Origin of the sequence: Streptomyces sp. NPDC059009 (assembly GCF_042740175.1) — a bacterium.
Taxonomy (GTDB): Bacteria; Actinomycetota; Actinomycetes; order Streptomycetales; family Streptomycetaceae; genus Streptomyces.
Map to the genome: position 1 here is coordinate 71,408 of NZ_JBHYJB010000049.1, position 17,203 is coordinate 88,610.

At 70.6% G+C, this 17,203-nt stretch carries 16 protein-coding genes; 1 reads left to right on the plus strand and 15 read right to left on the minus strand.

Annotated features, from left to right (window positions below):
- Nucleotides 1–45 precede the first annotated feature (45 nt).
- The 15 genes from metK to pyrR form a co-directional block, all read right to left on the minus strand.
- Nucleotides 46–1,254, minus strand: coding sequence for a methionine adenosyltransferase (metK, locus tag ACFWYM_RS37440; RefSeq protein WP_384847472.1), 1,209 nt, complete (start codon nucleotides 1,252–1,254; stop codon nucleotides 46–48).
- 261 nt (nucleotides 1,255–1,515) lie between these two features.
- Nucleotides 1,516–2,721 (minus strand): bifunctional phosphopantothenoylcysteine decarboxylase/phosphopantothenate--cysteine ligase CoaBC, encoded by a 1,206-nt coding sequence (gene coaBC / locus ACFWYM_RS37445; protein WP_384847475.1) that lies wholly within the window; start codon nucleotides 2,719–2,721, stop codon nucleotides 1,516–1,518.
- Nucleotides 2,722–2,825: 104 nt separating this feature from the next.
- Nucleotides 2,826–3,098 (minus strand): DNA-directed RNA polymerase subunit omega, encoded by a 273-nt coding sequence (gene rpoZ, locus ACFWYM_RS37450; RefSeq protein ID WP_005319902.1) that lies wholly within the window; start codon nucleotides 3,096–3,098, stop codon nucleotides 2,826–2,828.
- Nucleotides 3,099–3,148: 50 nt separating this feature from the next.
- Complete coding sequence (gene gmk / locus ACFWYM_RS37455) at nucleotides 3,149–3,706, minus strand: guanylate kinase (protein WP_384847478.1); 558 nt, start codon at nucleotides 3,704–3,706, stop codon at nucleotides 3,149–3,151.
- A 38-nt stretch (nucleotides 3,707–3,744) separates the two neighbouring features.
- Nucleotides 3,745–4,068, minus strand: a complete 324-nt coding sequence (locus ACFWYM_RS37460; RefSeq protein WP_069814075.1) for an integration host factor — start codon at nucleotides 4,066–4,068, stop codon at nucleotides 3,745–3,747.
- 221 nt (nucleotides 4,069–4,289) lie between these two features.
- Nucleotides 4,290–5,255, minus strand: coding sequence for a dihydroorotate dehydrogenase (locus tag ACFWYM_RS37465; protein WP_384847481.1), 966 nt, complete (start codon nucleotides 5,253–5,255; stop codon nucleotides 4,290–4,292).
- Complete coding sequence (locus tag ACFWYM_RS37470) at nucleotides 5,252–6,136, minus strand: dihydroorotate dehydrogenase electron transfer subunit (RefSeq protein WP_384847484.1); 885 nt, start codon at nucleotides 6,134–6,136, stop codon at nucleotides 5,252–5,254. Before ACFWYM_RS37470 ends, ACFWYM_RS37465 begins: the two co-directional genes overlap by 4 nt.
- Before the next feature lie 145 nt (nucleotides 6,137–6,281).
- Nucleotides 6,282–7,136: an orotidine-5'-phosphate decarboxylase gene (gene pyrF / locus ACFWYM_RS37475; protein ID WP_384847487.1), complete on the minus strand. Its 855-nt coding sequence runs from the start codon at nucleotides 7,134–7,136 to the stop codon at nucleotides 6,282–6,284.
- Nucleotides 7,133–8,254, minus strand: a complete 1,122-nt coding sequence (locus tag ACFWYM_RS37480) for a quinone-dependent dihydroorotate dehydrogenase (RefSeq protein WP_384847490.1) — start codon at nucleotides 8,252–8,254, stop codon at nucleotides 7,133–7,135. Before ACFWYM_RS37480 ends, pyrF begins: the two co-directional genes overlap by 4 nt.
- A 67-nt stretch (nucleotides 8,255–8,321) precedes the next feature.
- Nucleotides 8,322–11,630: a carbamoyl-phosphate synthase large subunit gene (gene carB, locus ACFWYM_RS37485; protein WP_384847493.1), complete on the minus strand. Its 3,309-nt coding sequence runs from the start codon at nucleotides 11,628–11,630 to the stop codon at nucleotides 8,322–8,324.
- Nucleotides 11,623–12,801 carry a glutamine-hydrolyzing carbamoyl-phosphate synthase small subunit gene (gene carA, locus ACFWYM_RS37490; RefSeq protein ID WP_384847496.1) on the minus strand — a complete coding sequence of 393 codons (1,179 nt, stop codon included), beginning with the start codon at nucleotides 12,799–12,801 and terminating at the stop codon, nucleotides 11,623–11,625. Before carA ends, carB begins: the two co-directional genes overlap by 8 nt.
- Nucleotides 12,798–13,382 carry a hypothetical protein gene (locus ACFWYM_RS37495; protein ID WP_384847499.1) on the minus strand — a complete coding sequence of 195 codons (585 nt, stop codon included), beginning with the start codon at nucleotides 13,380–13,382 and terminating at the stop codon, nucleotides 12,798–12,800. The genes carA and ACFWYM_RS37495 overlap by 4 nt, the downstream gene beginning before the upstream one ends.
- Entirely contained in the window at nucleotides 13,379–14,665 is a 1,287-nt protein-coding gene (locus tag ACFWYM_RS37500; RefSeq protein ID WP_384847502.1) for a dihydroorotase, read from the minus strand. The genes ACFWYM_RS37495 and ACFWYM_RS37500 overlap by 4 nt, the downstream gene beginning before the upstream one ends.
- A gap of 5 nt (nucleotides 14,666–14,670) precedes the next feature.
- Nucleotides 14,671–15,648, minus strand: a complete 978-nt coding sequence (locus ACFWYM_RS37505) for an aspartate carbamoyltransferase catalytic subunit (protein ID WP_384847505.1) — start codon at nucleotides 15,646–15,648, stop codon at nucleotides 14,671–14,673.
- Nucleotides 15,649–15,775: 127 nt separating this feature from the next.
- On the minus strand, nucleotides 15,776–16,363 hold the full coding sequence (gene pyrR / locus ACFWYM_RS37510) for a bifunctional pyr operon transcriptional regulator/uracil phosphoribosyltransferase PyrR (protein ID WP_384847508.1): 588 nt from the start codon (nucleotides 16,361–16,363) through the stop codon (nucleotides 15,776–15,778).
- 196 nt (nucleotides 16,364–16,559) lie between these two features.
- On the opposite strand from pyrR, the gene bldD reads away from it, so the two are divergent.
- Nucleotides 16,560–17,060, plus strand: a complete 501-nt coding sequence (gene bldD, locus ACFWYM_RS37515; protein ID WP_055698930.1) for a transcriptional regulator BldD — start codon at nucleotides 16,560–16,562, stop codon at nucleotides 17,058–17,060.
- The last annotated feature ends 143 nt before the right edge of the window (nucleotides 17,061–17,203 follow it).

Genomic DNA, 17,203 nt, shown 5'->3' on the forward strand with positions numbered 1-17,203 from the left:
CCCTCAGGGAGAACCGGGCCTTCCGAGAACCGAGTCGGGCGGACCTTACAGCCCCGCCGCCTTCCGCAGCGCATCCACCCGGTCCGTCTTCTCCCACGTGAATTCGGGCAGCGCTCGCCCGAAGTGGCCGTAGGCGGCCGTCTGGGAGTAGATCGGGCGCAGCAGGTCGAGGTCGCGGATGATCGCGGCCGGACGGAGGTCGAAGACCTCGGTGATCGCGGCCTCGATCTTGTCCGTGTCCACCGTCGCCGTGCCGAAGGTCTCCACGAAGAGACCGACCGGCTCGGCCTTGCCGATCGCGTACGCGACCTGGACCTCGCAGCGGGCGGCGAGGCCGGCCGCGACGACGTTCTTGGCGACCCAGCGCATCGCGTACGCGGCCGAGCGGTCGACCTTGGACGGGTCCTTGCCGGAGAAGGCGCCGCCGCCGTGGCGGGCGTAGCCGCCGTACGTGTCGATGATGATCTTGCGGCCGGTCAGGCCCGCGTCGCCCATCGGGCCGCCGATCTCGAAGCGGCCGGTCGGGTTGACCAGGAGGCGGTAGCCCTCGGTCTCCAGCTTGATGCCGTCGTCGAGGAGCGCCTTCAGCTCGGGCTCGACCACGAACTCCCGGATGTCGGGGGCGAGGAGCGAGTCCAGGTCGATGTCCGAGGCGTGCTGCGAGGAGACGACGACCGTGTCCAGGCGGACCGCCTTGTCGCCGTCGTATTCGATGGTGACCTGGGTCTTGCCGTCGGGGCGGAGGTAGGGGATCGTCCCGTTCTTGCGGACCTCGGAGAGGCGGCGCGAGAGGCGGTGCGCGAGGTGGATCGGGAGCGGCATGAGCTCCGGGGTCTCGTCGCAGGCGTAGCCGAACATCAGGCCCTGGTCGCCCGCGCCCTGCTTGTCGAGCTCGTCCTCGTCGCCCTCGACGCGCTTCTCATACGCCGTGTCGACGCCCTGCGCGATGTCCGGGGACTGCGAGCCGATGGAGACGGAGACGCCACACGAAGCGCCGTCGAAGCCCTTCTTCGACGAGTCGTAGCCGATCTCGAGGATCTTCTCGCGCACCAGCTGCGCGATCGGCGCGTACGCCTTGGTCGTGACCTCACCGGCGACGTGCACGAGGCCGGTGGTGATGAGCGTCTCCACGGCGACCCGGGACGTCGGGTCCTCTCGCAGAAGCGCGTCGAGAATGGTGTCGCTGATCTGGTCAGCGATCTTGTCGGGGTGACCCTCGGTCACGGACTCCGAGGTGAACAGGCGACGGGACACAACGCTCCCTGTGGTTGCAGCGGCTGCTGGCTGATCATTGGCGAACCACCCGGGAGCTGCGCCCGGCGTGGTCCGAGACCAGTTTATCGGTCGTGCTCGGCCGCGTGGACACGCGTCTCGCCACATGGGAGCGCTGTGACCTGCGGCACTGCATTGTGCGGTACGACTATCCGTCTCCACCAGAGGGCAGCCCGCCCGAAAATGCCGGATTTGAGCCGCCCACTGGGGCGAACGTGACATTCAGCCCCGCACGGGGCTCACCTACTGCGGCAGCCGCTCGGCCACCAGGTCCCAGACGGTGTCCGCCAGGGCTTCCTTGGGACCGTACGGAACCGGGGTCTCGCTGCCGTCGGCGCCGAGCACCACGGCCTCGTTCTCCTCGGAGCCGAAGGTCTTGCGCTCGCCGACCTCGTTGACCACGAGCAGGTCACAGCCCTTGCGGGCGAGCTTGGCACGGCCGTTGGCGAGCACGTCGTCGGTCTCGGCGGCGAAGCCCACGACGACCTGGCCCGTGCGCGGGCGCCCGCCCGAGATCTCCGCGAGGATGTCCGGATTCCGGACGAGCACGATGGGGTCGGGCTCCTTGCCGTCCTGCTTCTTGATCTTGCCGCTCGCGTAGGTCTCCGGGCGGAAGTCGGCGACCGCGGCGGCCATGACCACCGCGTCCGCGTCGACCGCGGCCTTCAGGACCGCCTCGCGGAGCTGTACGGCGGTCCCCACGGGCACGACGTCGACGCCCGCCGGGTCCGGCAGCGAGGCGTTGGCCGCGACCAGCGTGACGCGGGCGCCGCGGGCCGCCGCGCTGCGGGCCAGGGCGTAGCCCTGCTTGCCGGAGGAGCGGTTGCCCAGGAAGCGGACCGGGTCGAGGGGCTCGCGGGTGCCGCCGGCGCTGACGACGACGTGCCGCCCCGCGAGGTCCTGGGCGAGGTCCCCGCGCGCGAGCACGCGGCGTACGACCTCGAAGAGCTCCGCGGGCTCCGGGAAGCGCCCCTTGCCGGTGTCGACGCCGGTGAGGCGGCCGACGGCGGGCTCGACGACGAGGGCGCCGCGGCGGCGCAGCGTCGCCACGTTCTCCTGCGTGGCCGGGTGCTCCCACATCTCCGTGTGCATGGCCGGGGCGAAGACGACCGGACAGCGGGCGGTGAGGAGGGTGTTGGTGAGGAGGTCGTCGGCGAGGCCGTGGGCGGCCTTGGCGAGCATGTCGGCGGTGGCGGGGGCCACGATGACCAGGTCCGCACCCTGGCCGATGCGGACGTGCGGGACCTCGTGGACGTCCGACCAGACCTCCGTGGAGACCGGGTGGCCGGAGAGCGCCGACCAGGTGGCGGCGCCGACGAAGTGCAGCGCCGAGTCCGTGGGGACGACGCGTACGTCGTGGCCGGACTCGGTCAGCCGGCGCAGCAGCTCACACGCCTTGTACGCGGCGATGCCGCCACTGACCCCCAGAACGACCTTCGGCTTCGACACCGGCTCTCCCCTGACTCGGAAACGTACGACTCCATGACACACCACAGGCCCGGCAGTCGCGCTGCCGGGCCTGTGGTGACGTGAAATTACCGATGCAACGAGCGTTACTGCGCCGGGCCCTCGATGGCCTCGGACGTCAGCAGACCCGCGTTGATCTCGCGGAGCGCGATCGAGAGCGGCTTCTCGTGGACGTGGGTGTCCACCAGCGGGCCGACGTACTCGAGCAGGCCCTCACCGAGCTGCGAGTAGTACGCGTTGATCTGGCGCGCGCGCTTGGCGGCGTAGATCACGAGGCTGTACTTCGAGTCGGTGGCCTCGAGCAGCTCATCAATCGGCGGGTTGATGATGCCCTCGGGCGCGGTGATGGAAGAGGACACTCTCTGCCTTCCGATGGGGGCCGGGACCGGCGTCCCGACTGGGGTAAAGATCAAAGAACTTTCATCAAGGCTAGCAGCTCACGCGCCACATCCTCGACGGAGGTATTGACCAGGGTCGTATCGAACTCCGGCTCGGCCGCGAGCTCGACCTTGGCCGCGTCGAGCCTGCGCTCGATGACCTCGGGCGCCTCGGTCCCGCGGCCGGTGAGCCGGCGCACCAGCTCGTCCCAGCTCGGCGGGGCGAGGAAGACCAGCTGCGCCTCCGGCATCGACTCGCGCACCAGACGGGCACCCTGGAGGTCGATCTCCAGGAGGACGGGCTCACCCGCCTCCAGGCGCTCCATGACCGCCTTGCGGGGCGTGCCGTAGCGGTTGCCCGCGAACTCGGCCCACTCCAGGAGCTCGCCGTTGGCGATCAGCTTGTCCATCTCGTCGTCGGAGACGAAGAAGTACTGGACACCGTGCTTCTCGCCGGGGCGCGGCCTGCGGGTCGTCGCGGAGACCGAGAGCCAGACCTCGGGGTGTTCCTTGCGCATATGGGCGACGACCGTGCTCTTGCCGACCCCGGAGGGGCCGGAGAGCACGGTCAGCCGCGGACGTTCACTCATGCAGCGATTATCCAGGTTCTCAGGAGTGCCCGAGAACGTCAGGCGGCGTTGCCGCCGAACTCGCGCTCAAGGGACGCGATCTGGTTGGAGCCGAGACCGCGCACGCGGCGACTCTCGGAGATGCCGAGCCGCTCCATGATCTGCTTGGCGCGGACCTTGCCCACGCCCGGCAGGGACTCAAGGAGCGCGGAGACCTTCATCTTGCCGATGACATCGTTCTCCTGGCCCTGCTTGATGACCTCGTGAAGGGAGGCGCCGGAGTGCTTGAGTCGATTCTTGACCTCGGCCCGCTCCCGGCGAGCCGCGGCGGCCTTTTCGAGCGCGGCTGCGCGCTGTTCAGGGGTAAGGGGCGGAAGAGCCACGCCTACGTCACCTCGGATGTCGAACTGTCGGATACGGACCGGTGAGGAACCTAGTCGCCCCACACCTGGTGAGCAACGTGCAACGCGCTTGCCCGTTGGCTCTCGTCGGAGACTAGCGGCCATGGCCGCTGGAGTCAGCGAGAACAGACGAAAAGTCCTGGTCAGCCTCTGTCGAGCCGTACATATCGGGCATTTCGCACAGGATTTGGCCTGGTGAGGACTCAGCGCGGACCGTGCGCGAGGCCCACGGCGTCGCACACGGAGGTGAATCCGCGTGCTTCTAGGGCCGATTCGAGCTCTCTGAGCACGCGGAGAGGCGCGGTGGGATCGTTGAAGATCGCGGTCCCGACGGCCACTCCTGAAGCGCCCGCGAGGACGAGCTCCAGGGCGTCGAGTCCGGATCTGACGCCGCCCATCCCGAGGATCGGCACCGCGCGCACTGACCCTGCGCGCATGGCCGCGTACACCTGGTACACGCAGCGGACCGCGACGGGTCTGATCGCCGGTCCGGAGAGGCCGCCGGTGGTGCCCGCGAGGGCCGGGCGCAGCGTCTCGGTGTCGATGGCCATGCCGAGGACCGTGTTGATCATCGAGAGGCCGTCGGCGCCCGCCTCGGTGCAGGCGGCCGCGATGTCGGTGATCGAGGTGACGTCGGGGCTGAGTTTGGCGTAGACGGGGACGGCCGGGTCGGCGGCGGTGCGCACGGCCCGTACGACCTCGTACGAGGACGTGGGGTCGCAGGCGAAGACGAGGCCGCGGTTGGCGACGTTCGGGCAGGAGATGTTGGCCTCGATGCCGACGACGCCGGGCAGGCCCTTCAGGCGCGCGGCCGCCGCCGCGAACTCCTCGGCGCTCTCCCCCGCCACCGAGACCAGGACCCGGGCGCCGCGCTCGGCGAGCCAGGGCAGCTCCTGCTCGGCGAAGTGCTCGACGCCCGCCCCCTGGAGCCCGATGGAGTTGAGCATGCCGCTGGGCGTCTCGGCCATGCGCGGCGTCGGGCGGCCGGAGCGCGGGTACGGCATGACCGTCTTGGTGGTGATCGTGCCGAGGGCGTCGAGCGGGACGAAGCGGTCGAGCTCGCGGCCGTAGCCCGCGCAGCCGGAGGCGGTGCCGACCGGGTTGGGGAGCGTGACCTGCGCGCCCAGTGGTGCCGACATGTCGACCTTCCGGGTCTTCCCGGCCTTCATCGGGCGGCTCCTTCCGTCGTACGGGAGGTCATGGCGCCGCCGCGCGGGGTCATCGCCGCCGCCCCCTCCAGGTCGGGCGGGAGGGTACCCACGTCGTCCCAGCGCACCGTCGCGCCGTCGAAGACCGGGCCCGAGGTGCAGGAGCGCAGGAAGCGGGTGGTGCCGTCGGCGCAGGCCACGGGCAGGACGCAGCTCATGCACACGCCGATCCCGCAGGCCATCGCCTCCTCGACCGCGGTGTACGCGCGGGCCCCGTGCGCGGTGGCCAGCTCGGCGACCGTGCGGAGCATCGGCATCGGGCCGCAGGCGTGCACCGTGTCGGCGTCGATCTCCCGGATCAGGGCGGGCAGCGGCTCGGTGACGCGGCCGCGCTCGCCGTGGCTGCCGTCGTCGGTCAACACCCTTACGTGGGGCGTGAGTTCGCGGGCCAGGTCCACTCCGAAGAGGCGGTCCGCGCTCGCGGCGCCGAGGGCGAAGGCGACCCGGCCGCCGCGCTCCAGGATCCGCTCGGCGAGCCCGAAGAGCGGCGCGCTGCCGTAACCCCCGCCCACCAGCACGGCGTTGACGGGTTCCTCCGGATCCTCCGGGAGCGGGAACGGCGTCCCGAGCGGCGCGATCAGGTCGACGGTGTCCCCGGCACGGTGCCGGGCGAGGGCTCTCGTGCCGCGGCCGCGCTCGGCGAAGACCAGCTCGACGGTCCCGGCGGCGGGGTCGGCGCGGTGGATGGAGAACGCGCGGCGCAGCAGCGTCGAGGAGTCGCGCCCGCCGATCGCGAGGGCCGCGAAGTGCCCGGGGCGGACGTGGGCGGCGGCGTCCCCGGCCCGCAGGACGAGCCGGTGGTAGGCGCCGACGTCGTCGAGGCCCAGGATCTCTGCGGTCACTTGCGTGGGAGTGGATGACGAGCGCACCCCACCATCGTCCCGGCCCGGCATCGCCCCTGGTCAGGGCCCAAGGCCCGGAGCTCTCCCGCAAAAGGCCCGAGCCCGGGCCCACCCAGGGCCCGGGCTCGGTGAAGACGGCGACGGCTCACGCCGCCGCGACGGCCTCCCGCACCTCGTCCGCGAACCGGGCGGCCGCGTCCCGCAGCCCCGCCGCGTCCGGCCCGTGCCGCAGCACACCGCGGCTGACGTTGGGCACGACGTTGCCGACGGCCGCGCCGAAGACGCGGGGCAGGTCGGCGGCGGTCGCGCCCTGGGCACCGATGCCGGGGGCGAGCAGCGGCCCGTTGATGTCCAGGTCGAAGGAGGACAGGTCTCCGAGCGTGGCGCCGACGACGGCTCCGAAGGAGCCCATCGGTGCCGCGCCCGCGTTCTCCTCGGCGAGGTGGGCCAGCATCGTCGCGCCGACGGTGCGGCCGGCCGGGTCCTCGGTCCGGACGGCCCGCTGCACCTCCGCGCCCTCCGGGTTGGAGGTGAGGGCGAGCACGAAGAGCCCGGCGCCGCTCTCGCGCGCGAGGTCCACGGCGGGCTTCAGGGAGCCGTAGCCGAGGTAGGGCGAGACGGTCAGGGCGTCGCTGAACAGCGGGGAGTCCTTGCGCAGGAAGGTCTCCGCGTACGCGGCCATCGTGGAGCCGATGTCGCCGCGCTTGGCGTCCATGACGACGAGCGCGCCGGCCGCGCGCAGGTCCTCGACCGCCTTCTCCAGTACGGCGATTCCGCGCGAGCCGAAGCGCTCGAAGAAGGCGCTCTGCGGCTTGAAGACGGCGACCGACTCCGCGAGGGCCTCGACCACCGTGCGCGTGAAGGTCTCCAGGCCCTGGATGTCGTCCTGCAGGCCCCACGCGGACAGCAGCGCGGCGTGTGGGTCGACGCCGACACAGAGGGGGCCGCGCTCGTCCATGGCGTGGCGCAGTCGCGTACCGAAGGGTTCGAGCGCACTCATGCGGTCTCCTTGACGTCGGCGCCGACGGCCTCGGCGAGGGTGGTGTACGGGCTCGTCCGAAGGCGCGCGGCGAGGCCCTTGTGGATGGCGCGTCCCCAGAAGGGGCCTTCGTAGATGAAGGCGCTGTAGCCCTGCACGAGGGTGGCGCCCGCGAGGATCCGCTGCCAGGCGTCCTCGGCGTTCTCGATGCCGCCGACGCCCACGAGGGTGATGCGGTCGCCCACGCGCGCGTAGAGGCGCCGCAGGACCTCCAGGGAGCGCTCCTTGAGGGGGGCGCCGGACAGCCCGCCGGTCTCTCCGTAGAGGGTGGGTTCGGACTTCAAACCGAGGCCCTCGCGCGCGATGGTGGTGTTCGTGGCGATGATCCCGTCCAGGCCGAGCTCGACGGCGAGGTCCGCCACGGCGTCGATGTCCTCGTCCGCGAGGTCGGGGGCGATCTTGACGAGCAGCGGGACGCGACGGTCCTGGACGCTGCGGTCGGCGGCTTCCCGTACTGCGGTCAGGAGCGGCCGCAGCGACTCGGTGGCCTGGAGGTTGCGCAGACCGGGCGTGTTCGGCGAGGAGACGTTCACCACGAGGTAGTCGGCGTGGCGGGCGAGCCGCTCGGTCGACTTCACGTAGTCGGCGGCGGCCTCGGCCTCGGGCACGACCTTCGTCTTGCCGATGTTGACGCCAACTGTCGTACGGCTGTGCTTATTACCGAGGGCAGCCTTTCGGGCCGCGAGCCGCTCAGCCACCGCCGCCGAGCCCTCGTTGTTGAAGCCCATGCGGTTGATCAGGGCCCGGTCGGGGACCAGGCGGAAGAGCCGCTTCTTGGGGTTGCCGGGCTGCGGCTCCCCCGTGACGGTGCCGATCTCGATGTGGTCGAAGCCGAGCATCGACATCCCGTCGATCGCCACGGCGTTCTTGTCGAACCCGGCCGCGAGCCCGAACGGGCCGTGCATGCGCAGGCCGAACGCCTCGGTGCGCAGCTCCTTGTGGCGGGGCGCGAGGGCGGCGGCCACGAAGGTGCGCAGGACGGGGATGCGGGCCGCGAGCCGGATCCAGCGGAAGGCCATGTAGTGGGCCCGCTCCGGGTCCATCCGCTTGAAGACGAGGTTGAAGAAGAGTTTGTACATGTGACGTGTCCTCGGGTGTCCTCACCAGAAGGGGGACACCGTCTCCGGTGTCCCCCTCAGTGGGCTGCTAGTCGCGGGCCGCGGTCAGGTGTTCGGCGTGTTCCTGGAGTGAACGGACGCCCACGTCACCGTGGTTGAGCGCGTCGATGCCCTGGACGGCGGCGGCGAGCGCCTGCACCGTCGTCAGGCACGGCACCGAGCGGGCCACGGCCGCCGTGCGGATCTCGTAGCCGTCGAGGCGGCCGCCGGTGCCGTACGGGGTGTTGACGATGAGGTCGACCTCGCCGCTGTGGATCAGCTGGACGATGGTCTTCTCGCCGTTCGGGCCCTCGCCCTCGGACTGCTTGCGCACGATCGTGGCGTTGATGCCGTTGCGCTTGAGGACCTCGGCGGTGCCGGACGTGGCGAGCAACTCGAAGCCGTGCGCGACCAGTTCGCGCGCCGGGAAGATCATCGAGCGCTTGTCGCGGTTGGCGACCGAGATGAAGGCGCGGCCCTTGGTCGGCAGCGGACCGTAGGCGCCCGCCTGCGACTTGGCGTACGCCGTGCCGAACACCGAGTCGATGCCCATGACTTCACCGGTGGAGCGCATCTCCGGGCCGAGCACGGTGTCGACGCCGCGGCCGTGGATGTCGCGGAAGCGCGACCACGGCATGACGGCCTCCTTGACGGAGATCGGCGCGTCCATGGGCAGCGTGCCGCCGTCGCCCTCCTTGGGCAGCAGGCCCTCGGCGCGCAGCTCGGCGATGGTGGCGCCGAGCGAGATGCGCGCGGCGGCCTTGGCGAGCGGCACCGCGGTCGCCTTCGAGGTGAAGGGGACGGTGCGCGAGGCGCGCGGGTTGGCCTCCAGGACGTACAGGATGTCCCCGGCCATCGCGAACTGGATGTTGATGAGCCCGCGGACCCCAACACCCTTGGCGATGCCCTCGGTCGAGGCACGCAGCCGCTTGATGTCGAAGCCGCCGAGGGTGATCGGGGGCAGCGCGCACGCCGAGTCGCCGGAGTGGATGCCGGCCTCCTCGATGTGCTCCATGACGCCGCCGAGGTAGAGCTCCTGGCCGTCGTAGAGCGCGTCCACGTCGATCTCGATCGCGTCGTCGAGGAAGCGGTCGACGAGGACCGGCCGCGAGGGGCTGATCTCGGTCGACTCCTCGATGTACGCGGACAGGCGGGTCTCGTCGTAGACGATCTCCATGCCGCGGCCGCCGAGCACGTACGACGGGCGGACGAGGACCGGGTAGCCGATCTCGTCGGCGATCGCCTTCGCCTCGGCGAACGTCGTCGCGGTGCCGTGCTTGGGCGCCGGCAGACCGGCCTCCGCGAGCACGCGGCCGAAGGCGCCGCGGTCCTCGGCGGCGTGGATGGCCTCGGGCGAGGTGCCCACGACCGGCACGCCGTTGTCCTTGAGCGCCTGCGACAGGCCCAGCGGGGTCTGCCCGCCGAGCTGCACGACGACACCGGCCAGCGGGCCCGCGAGGGACTCCGCGTGGACGATCTCCAGGACGTCCTCGAGCGTCAGCGGCTCGAAGTAGAGGCGGTCGGAGGTGTCGTAGTCCGTGGAGACCGTCTCCGGGTTGCAGTTGACCATCACGGTCTCGTAGCCCGCGTCGCTCAGCGCGAAGGAGGCGTGGACGCAGGAGTAGTCGAACTCGATGCCCTGGCCGATGCGGTTGGGGCCCGAGCCCAGGATGATCACCGCGGGCTTCTCGCGCTGCGCGACCTCGGTCTCCTCGTCGTACGAGGAGTAGAAGTACGGCGTCTTCGCGGCGAACTCGGCGGCGCAGGTGTCGACCGTCTTGTAGACCGGGCGCACCCCGAGGGCGTGCCGGACCTCGCGCACGACGTCCTCGCGCAGGCCGCGGATCTCGGCGATCTGGGCGTCGGAGAAGCCGTGCCGCTTGGCCTCGGCGAGCAGGTCGGCGTCGAGGCGCTCGACGCCCGCGAGCTCGTCCGCGATCTCCTTGATGAGGAAGAGCTGGTCGACGAACCACGGGTCGATCTTCGTGGCGTCGAAGACTTCCTCCGCGGTCGCGCCCGCGCGGATGGCCTGCATGACGGAGTTGATGCGCCCGTCGGTCGGCCGCACGGCGTCGGCGAGGAGCTCTGCCTTGTCGCCGGGCTCGCCCACGAACGTGAACTGCGAGCCCTTCTTCTCCAGGGAGCGCAGCGCCTTCTGCAGCGCCTCGGTGAAGTTGCGGCCGATGGCCATGGCCTCGCCCACCGACTTCATGGTGGTGGTGAGGGTCGAATCGGCGCTCGGGAACTTCTCGAAGGCGAAGCGCGGGGCCTTCACGACCACGTAGTCGAGGGTCGGCTCGAAGGAGGCCGGGGTCTTCTCGGTGATGTCGTTCGGGATCTCGTCGAGCGTGTAGCCGACGGCCAGCTTGGCGGCGATCTTGGCGATCGGGAAGCCGGTGGCCTTGGAGGCGAGCGCGGACGAGCGCGACACCCGCGGGTTCATCTCGATGACGATCACGCGACCGTCCTCGGGGTTCACCGCGAACTGGATGTTGCAGCCGCCGGTGTCCACGCCGACCTCGCGGATGATCGCGATGCCGACGTCCCGGAGGATCTGGTACTCACGGTCGGTGAGCGTCATCGCGGGCGCGACGGTGATCGAGTCGCCGGTGTGCACGCCCATCGGGTCGAAGTTCTCGATGGAGCAGACGACCACGACGTTGTCGTTCTTGTCGCGCATCAGCTCCAGCTCGTACTCCTTCCAGCCGAGGATGGACTCCTCCAGGAGCACCTCGGTGGTCGGCGAGAGCGTGAGGCCCTGCCCGGCGATGCGGCGCAGCTCCTCCTCGTCGTGCGCGAAGCCGGAGCCGGCGCCGCCCATGGTGAAGGAGGGGCGGACCACGACCGGGTAGCCGCCGAGCTCGTCGACGCCCTTGAGGACGTCGTCCATGGAGTGGCAGATGTACGAGCGGGCGGACTCGCCGTGCCCGATCTTCTTGTTGACCTCTTCGACGACGCCCTTGAAGAGGTCGCGGTCCTCGCCCTTGTTGATCGCCTCGACGTTGGCGCCGATGAGCTCCACGTCGTACTTGGCGAGGACGCCCTGCTCGTGCATGGAGATCGCGGTGTTGAGCGCGGTCTGGCCGCCGAGGGTCGGGAGCAGCGCGTCGGGGCGCTCCTTCGCGATGATCTTCTCGACGAACTCGGGGGTGATCGGCTCGACGTACGTGGCGTCGGCGATCTCCGGGTCGGTCATGATCGTCGCCGGGTTGGAGTTCACGAGGATGACCCGCAGGCCCTCGGACTTCAGGACCCGGCACGCCTGGGTGCCGGAGTAGTCGAACTCGGCGGCCTGGCCGATGACGATCGGGCCGGAGCCGATGACCAGGACGGACTGGATATCGGTGCGCTTAGGCACGCTGGGCTCCTTGTGCTGCCATGAGAGAAACGAAGCGGTCGAAGAGGTACGCGGCGTCGTGCGGGCCCGCGGCCGCCTCGGGGTGGTACTGGACGCTGAACGCGGGCCGGTCGAGCAGCCGCAGCCCCTCGACGACGCGGTCGTTCAGGCAGACGTGCGAGACCTCGGCACGCCCGAAGGGGGTCTCGGAGACCTGGTCGAGGGGCGCGTCGACGGCGAAGCCGTGGTTGTGCGCAGTGACCTCGACCTTGCCGGTGGTGCGGTCCTGAACGGGCTGGTTGATGCCGCGGTGGCCGTACTTGAGCTTGTACGTGCCGAAGCCGAGCGCCCGGCCCAGGATCTGGTTGCCGAAGCAGATGCCGAACAGCGGGGTGCCGCGCTCCAGGACGGTGCGCATCACGGCGACCGGGCCGTCGGCGGCCGCGGGGTCGCCGGGGCCGTTGGAGAAGAACACGCCGTCCGGGTTGACCGCGTACACGTCCTCGGCGGTCGCGGTGGCGGGCAGGACATGCACCTCGATGCCGCGCTCGGCCATGCGGTGCGGGGTCATGCCCTTGATGCCCAGGTCGACCGCGGCGACGGTGAACTTCGCAGCGCCGATCGGGACGGCTCCGCCGTCGGGGCCGATCGCCGGGACGACGTACGCCTCCTTGGTGGCGACCTCCCCGTAGAGGCTGGAGCCCTGCATCTCGGGGGCTTCCTTGACGCGGGTCAGCAGCGCCGCGTCCTCGGCGACGGCCGCGCCGGAGAAGATGCCGACGCGCATGGCGCCGCGCTCGCGCAGGTGGCGGGTGAGGGCGCGGGTGTCGATGCCGCTGATGCCGACGACGCCCTGCTCGGTGAGCTCGTCGTCCAGGGAGCGCTGCGAGCGCCAGTTGGAGGGCACGCGCGCGGGGTCGCGCACCACGTAGCCGGAGACCCAGATGCGCTTCGACTCGGGGTCCTCGTCGTTGACCCCGGTGTTGCCCACGTGCGGGGCCGTCATGACGACGACCTGCTTGTGGTACGAGGGGTCGGTGAGGGTCTCCTGGTAGCCGGTCATGCCCGTGGAGAACACCGCTTCGCCGAAGGTCTCCCCCACGGCCCCGTAGGCGCGACCGCGGAAGATGCGGCCGTCCTCCAGGACGAGTACGGCGGGAGTCTTGCTGGCTCCCCTTGTGGAGGTGGTCATCGTGCGGTGCCTTCCGTCGTGTGCGAGTTCGTGTTGATCATGTTGTTGATGGCCTCGGCCCACTCCGTCTGCTCGGCGGCGTGGTCCGAGCGGAAGCCCGAGTCGATCAGCTTGTCGCCGTGCTCCCAGGTGACGATCAGCAGGCCGCCCTCGGTGAGGACCTTGCCCGCGATGCCCTTGTCGAGCCGGGCCTCGCGCAGCTGCGCGGCCGGGACGAAGAAGTCGGTGGCTCCCGGCCGTACGACGGCCAGTCCCGCGTCCGTGAGGGTCAGCTCGACGCGGCTGCGGGTGCCCAGGCCGTGCGCGACGATGCGGTCGAGCCACTGCCCGGCGGTGGTGGAGCCGTGGTAGCGGCCGCTCAGCTCCAGTTTCGCCGGGCCGGGGTCATCCGGCACCGCAGGGAGCTCGGGCAGGTCGCTCTGGAGCGTGCCGCGCCACTTCCAGCCCTCGCGCATCAGCCAGTAGACGAGCGCGATGAAGAGCAGCAGGCCGACGACCCAGGCCGCGCGGGCGGCCCAGTCCGTGACGTCCGCCGACTTCTTGTCGGCGGCCAGGTCCAGCAGGGGCGAAAGAGCTGTCACGCGAGCTTCCCGTCGACGAGCGTGGCGCGGCCCCGCAGGAAGGTGTGGGTGACGCGGCCCGGCAGCTCACGGCCCTCGTAGGGGGTGTTGCGGCTGCGGGAGGCGAAGCCCGTGGGGTCCACGCTTCCACGGTAATCCGCATCGACGAGAACGAGGTTGGCGGGCTCACCTGCCGAGACGGGACGGCCGTGGCCCTTGGCCCCGCCGATCTGCGCGGGCTTGGCCGACATCCGGTCCGCGACGGCGGCCCAGGTCAGCAGGCCGGTCTCGACCATCGTCTGCTGGACGACGGACAGGGCGGTCTCCAGGCCGACCATGCCCATGGCGGCCGCGGCCCACTCGCAGTCCTTGTCCTCGTGCGGGTGCGGGGCGTGGTCGGTGGCGACGATGTCGATGGTGCCGTCGGCGAGGGCCTCGCGCAGGGCCATGACGTCGCGCTCGGTGCGCAGCGGCGGGTTGACCTTGTAGACGGGGTTGTACGTGCGAGCCATCTCGTCCGTCAGAAGGAGGTGGTGCGGGGTGACCTCGGCGGTGACGTCGATGCCGCGGGACTTGGCCCAGCGCACGATCTCGACGGACCCGGCGGTCGACAGGTGGCAGATGTGCACGCGCGAGCCGACGTGCTCGGCGAGCAGGACATCCCGGGCGATGATCGATTCTTCGGCCACCGCGGGCCAGCCGCCGAGCCCGAGCTCCGCGGAGACGACGCCCTCGTTCATCTGGGCGCCCTCGGTGAGCCGCGGCTCCTGCGCGTGCTGGGCGACGACCCCGCCGAACGCCTTCACGTACTCCAGGGCGCGGCGCATGATCACGGCGTCGTCGACACACTTGCCGTCGTCGGAGAAGACGGTGACACCAGCGGCGGACTCGTGCATGGCACCGAGCTCGGCGAGCTTCTTGCCTTCCAGCCCCACCGTCACGGCGCCGATGGGCTGCACGTCGCAGTAGCCGGACTCCTTGCCGAGCCGGTAGACCTGCTCGACGACGCCCGCCGTGTCGGCGACCGGGAAGGTGTTGGCCATGGCGAACACGGCCGTGAAGCCGCCGCTCGCGGCCGCCCGGGTACCGGTCAGGACGGTCTCGGAGTCCTCACGCCCGGGCTCGCGCAGGTGGGTGTGAAGGTCCACGAGCCCCGGCAGCAGCACCTTCCCGCCGGCCTCGACGACCTCGGCACCCTCGGCGCTGAGCCCACTGCCCACGGCCTCGATGAACTCGCCGTCGATCAGGACGTCCTGCGGCTCGCCGCCGAGCACCTTCGCACCACGGATCAGGATCTTGCTCATGTTTCTTACTTCTCCTCGGTACGAGAGTGGGTGACGGCGGGCTCATTGCCGCCCAGCAGCAGATAGAGGACGGCCATGCGGATGGACACCCCGTTGGCGACCTGCTCGACGACCGTGCAGCGGTCGGAGTCGGCGACCTCGGCGGTGATCTCCATGCCGCGGACCATGGGGCCGGGGTGCATCACGATGGCGTGCTCGGGCATCTTCGCCATCCGGTCGCCGTCGAGCCCGTAGCGGCGCGAGTACTCGCGCTCGGTCGGGAAGAAGGCGGCGTTCATGCGCTCGCGCTGGACGCGCAGCATCATCACGGCGTCGGACTTCGGCAGCACGCCGTCCAGGTCGTAGCTGACCTCGCAGGGCCAGGTCTCCACGCCGACCGGCACCAGCGTGGGCGGTGCGACGAGGGTGACCTCGGCGCCGAGGGTGTGCAGCAGGTCGACGTTGGAGCGGGCGACGCGGCTGTGCAGGACGTCTCCGACGAGCGTGATGCGCTTGCCGTCCAGGTCCTGGCCGAGCCCGGCGTCGGGCCCGATCAGGCGCCGCCGCATGGTGAAGGCGTCGAGCAGCGCCTGGGTGGGGTGCTGGTGGGTGCCGTCACCGGCGTTGATCACCGGGGCGTCGATCCAGCCGGAGGTGGCGAGCCGGTAGGGGGCGCCGGAGGCGCTGTGCCGGATGACGACGGCGTCGACGCCCATCGCCTCCAGGGTCTGGGCGGTGTCCTTGAGGGACTCGCCCTTGGAGACGCTGGATCCCTTGGCCGCGAAGTTGATGACATCGGCGGAGAGGCGCTTCTCGGCGGCCTCGAAGGAGATCCGGGTCCGGGTCGAGTCCTCGAAGAAGAGGTTGCAGACCGTGCGGCCACGCAGCGCGGGCAGCTTCTTGATCGGCCGGTCGGCGACGCGGGCCATCTCCTCGGCGGTGTCGAGGATCAGGACGGCGTCGTCACGGGTGAGGTCGGCGGCCGAGATGAGGTGTCGCATCATCTGGAAGGCTCCGTAAGGCAGTTCAGGACATCAGGGGCCCGGGGGATCGCCCCGGTGAGGCGCAGGTCGGCACACGTGTGCGCACGCGAGGTGCACGGCGGCGTACGCGACGACGGGGTGCGGCTTGCTACTGCTCGCCGGGGGACGCGGCGGCGGGCTTGACCCCGAGCAGCACGGTGTCGCGACCGTCCTCCTCGGCAAGCTGGACCTTGACCGTCTCGCGCAGCGACGTGGGCAGGTTCTTGCCCACGTAGTCGGCGCGGATGGGCAGTTCACGGTGGCCGCGGTCGACGAGAACGGCGAGCTGAACCGCGCGCGGGCGGCCGATGTCGTTCAGGGCGTCGAGGGCGGCGCGGATGGTGCGGCCGGAGAACAGCACGTCGTCGACGAGGACGACGAGCCGGCCGTCGATGCCGTCACCGGGGATCTCGGTGCGGGCGAGGGCGCGCGGAGGGTGCATGCGCAGGTCGTCGCGGTACATCGTGATGTCGAGGGAGCCGACCGGGATCTTGCCGCCGGTGATCTCTTCGAGCTTGTCGGCGAGGCGCCGGGCGAGGAAGACGCCGCGGGTCGGAATGCCGAGGAGCACCACGTCGTCGGCGCCCTTGGCGCGCTCGACAATCTCGTGGGCGATGCGGGTCAGTACCCGCGCGATGTCCGGACCCTCGAGAACGGGCCGTGCGACATCGGGGTCGTGCGAGTCATGCGTGTCCATGGAAAAGGACCTCCTTCTCCGCCTCACGGGACGGACCTTAAAGGACGTCGAAATTGCGCCAACCACGGTACCAGGCCCGACAACGATGCTCACGCCGGCCCCCACCAAAGGAGCGGTATAGACCGTTCGGCTTGACGCAGACAAGTAACGCTGCGTAACCTCACAGTGAGTTACCAGTCTGCGTCCGGGGAGCTATATGTCCAGCGAATACGCCAAACAGCTCGGGGCCAAGCTCCGCGCCATCCGTACCCAGCAGGGCCTTTCCCTCCACGGCGTCGAGGAGAAGTCCCAGGGACGCTGGAAGGCGGTTGTCGTCGGGTCGTACGAGCGCGGCGACCGTGCCGTGACCGTACAGCGCCTCGCCGAGCTGGCGGACTTCTACGGCGTCCCGGTCCAGGAGCTACTCCCGGGCACCGCCCCGGGCGGCGCGGCCGAGCCCCCGCCCAAGCTCGTGCTCGACCTGGAGCGCCTGGCGCACGTCCCGGCCGAGAAGGCCGGCCCCCTGCAGCGCTACGCGGCGACGATCCAGTCCCAGCGCGGCGACTACAACGGCAAGGTGCTCTCCATCCGCCAGGACGACCTGCGCACCCTCGCCGTCATCTACGACCAGTCCCCCTCGGTCCTCACGGAACAGCTCATCAGCTGGGGCGTCCTGGACGCGGACGCGCGCCGCGCCGTGGCCCACGAAGAGGTCTGAATCCCTTCCTGGACTTCAGCAGAAACGTGCCGCCGGGGTGGCCGGATAACCACGCGGGGTTAGGCGACCCCCGCGCGGTAGTTATGTTTTACGCCACACGCCCCCCCCAGAAAAGCCCAGAAAAAACCCCGGGGCCCGCCCCC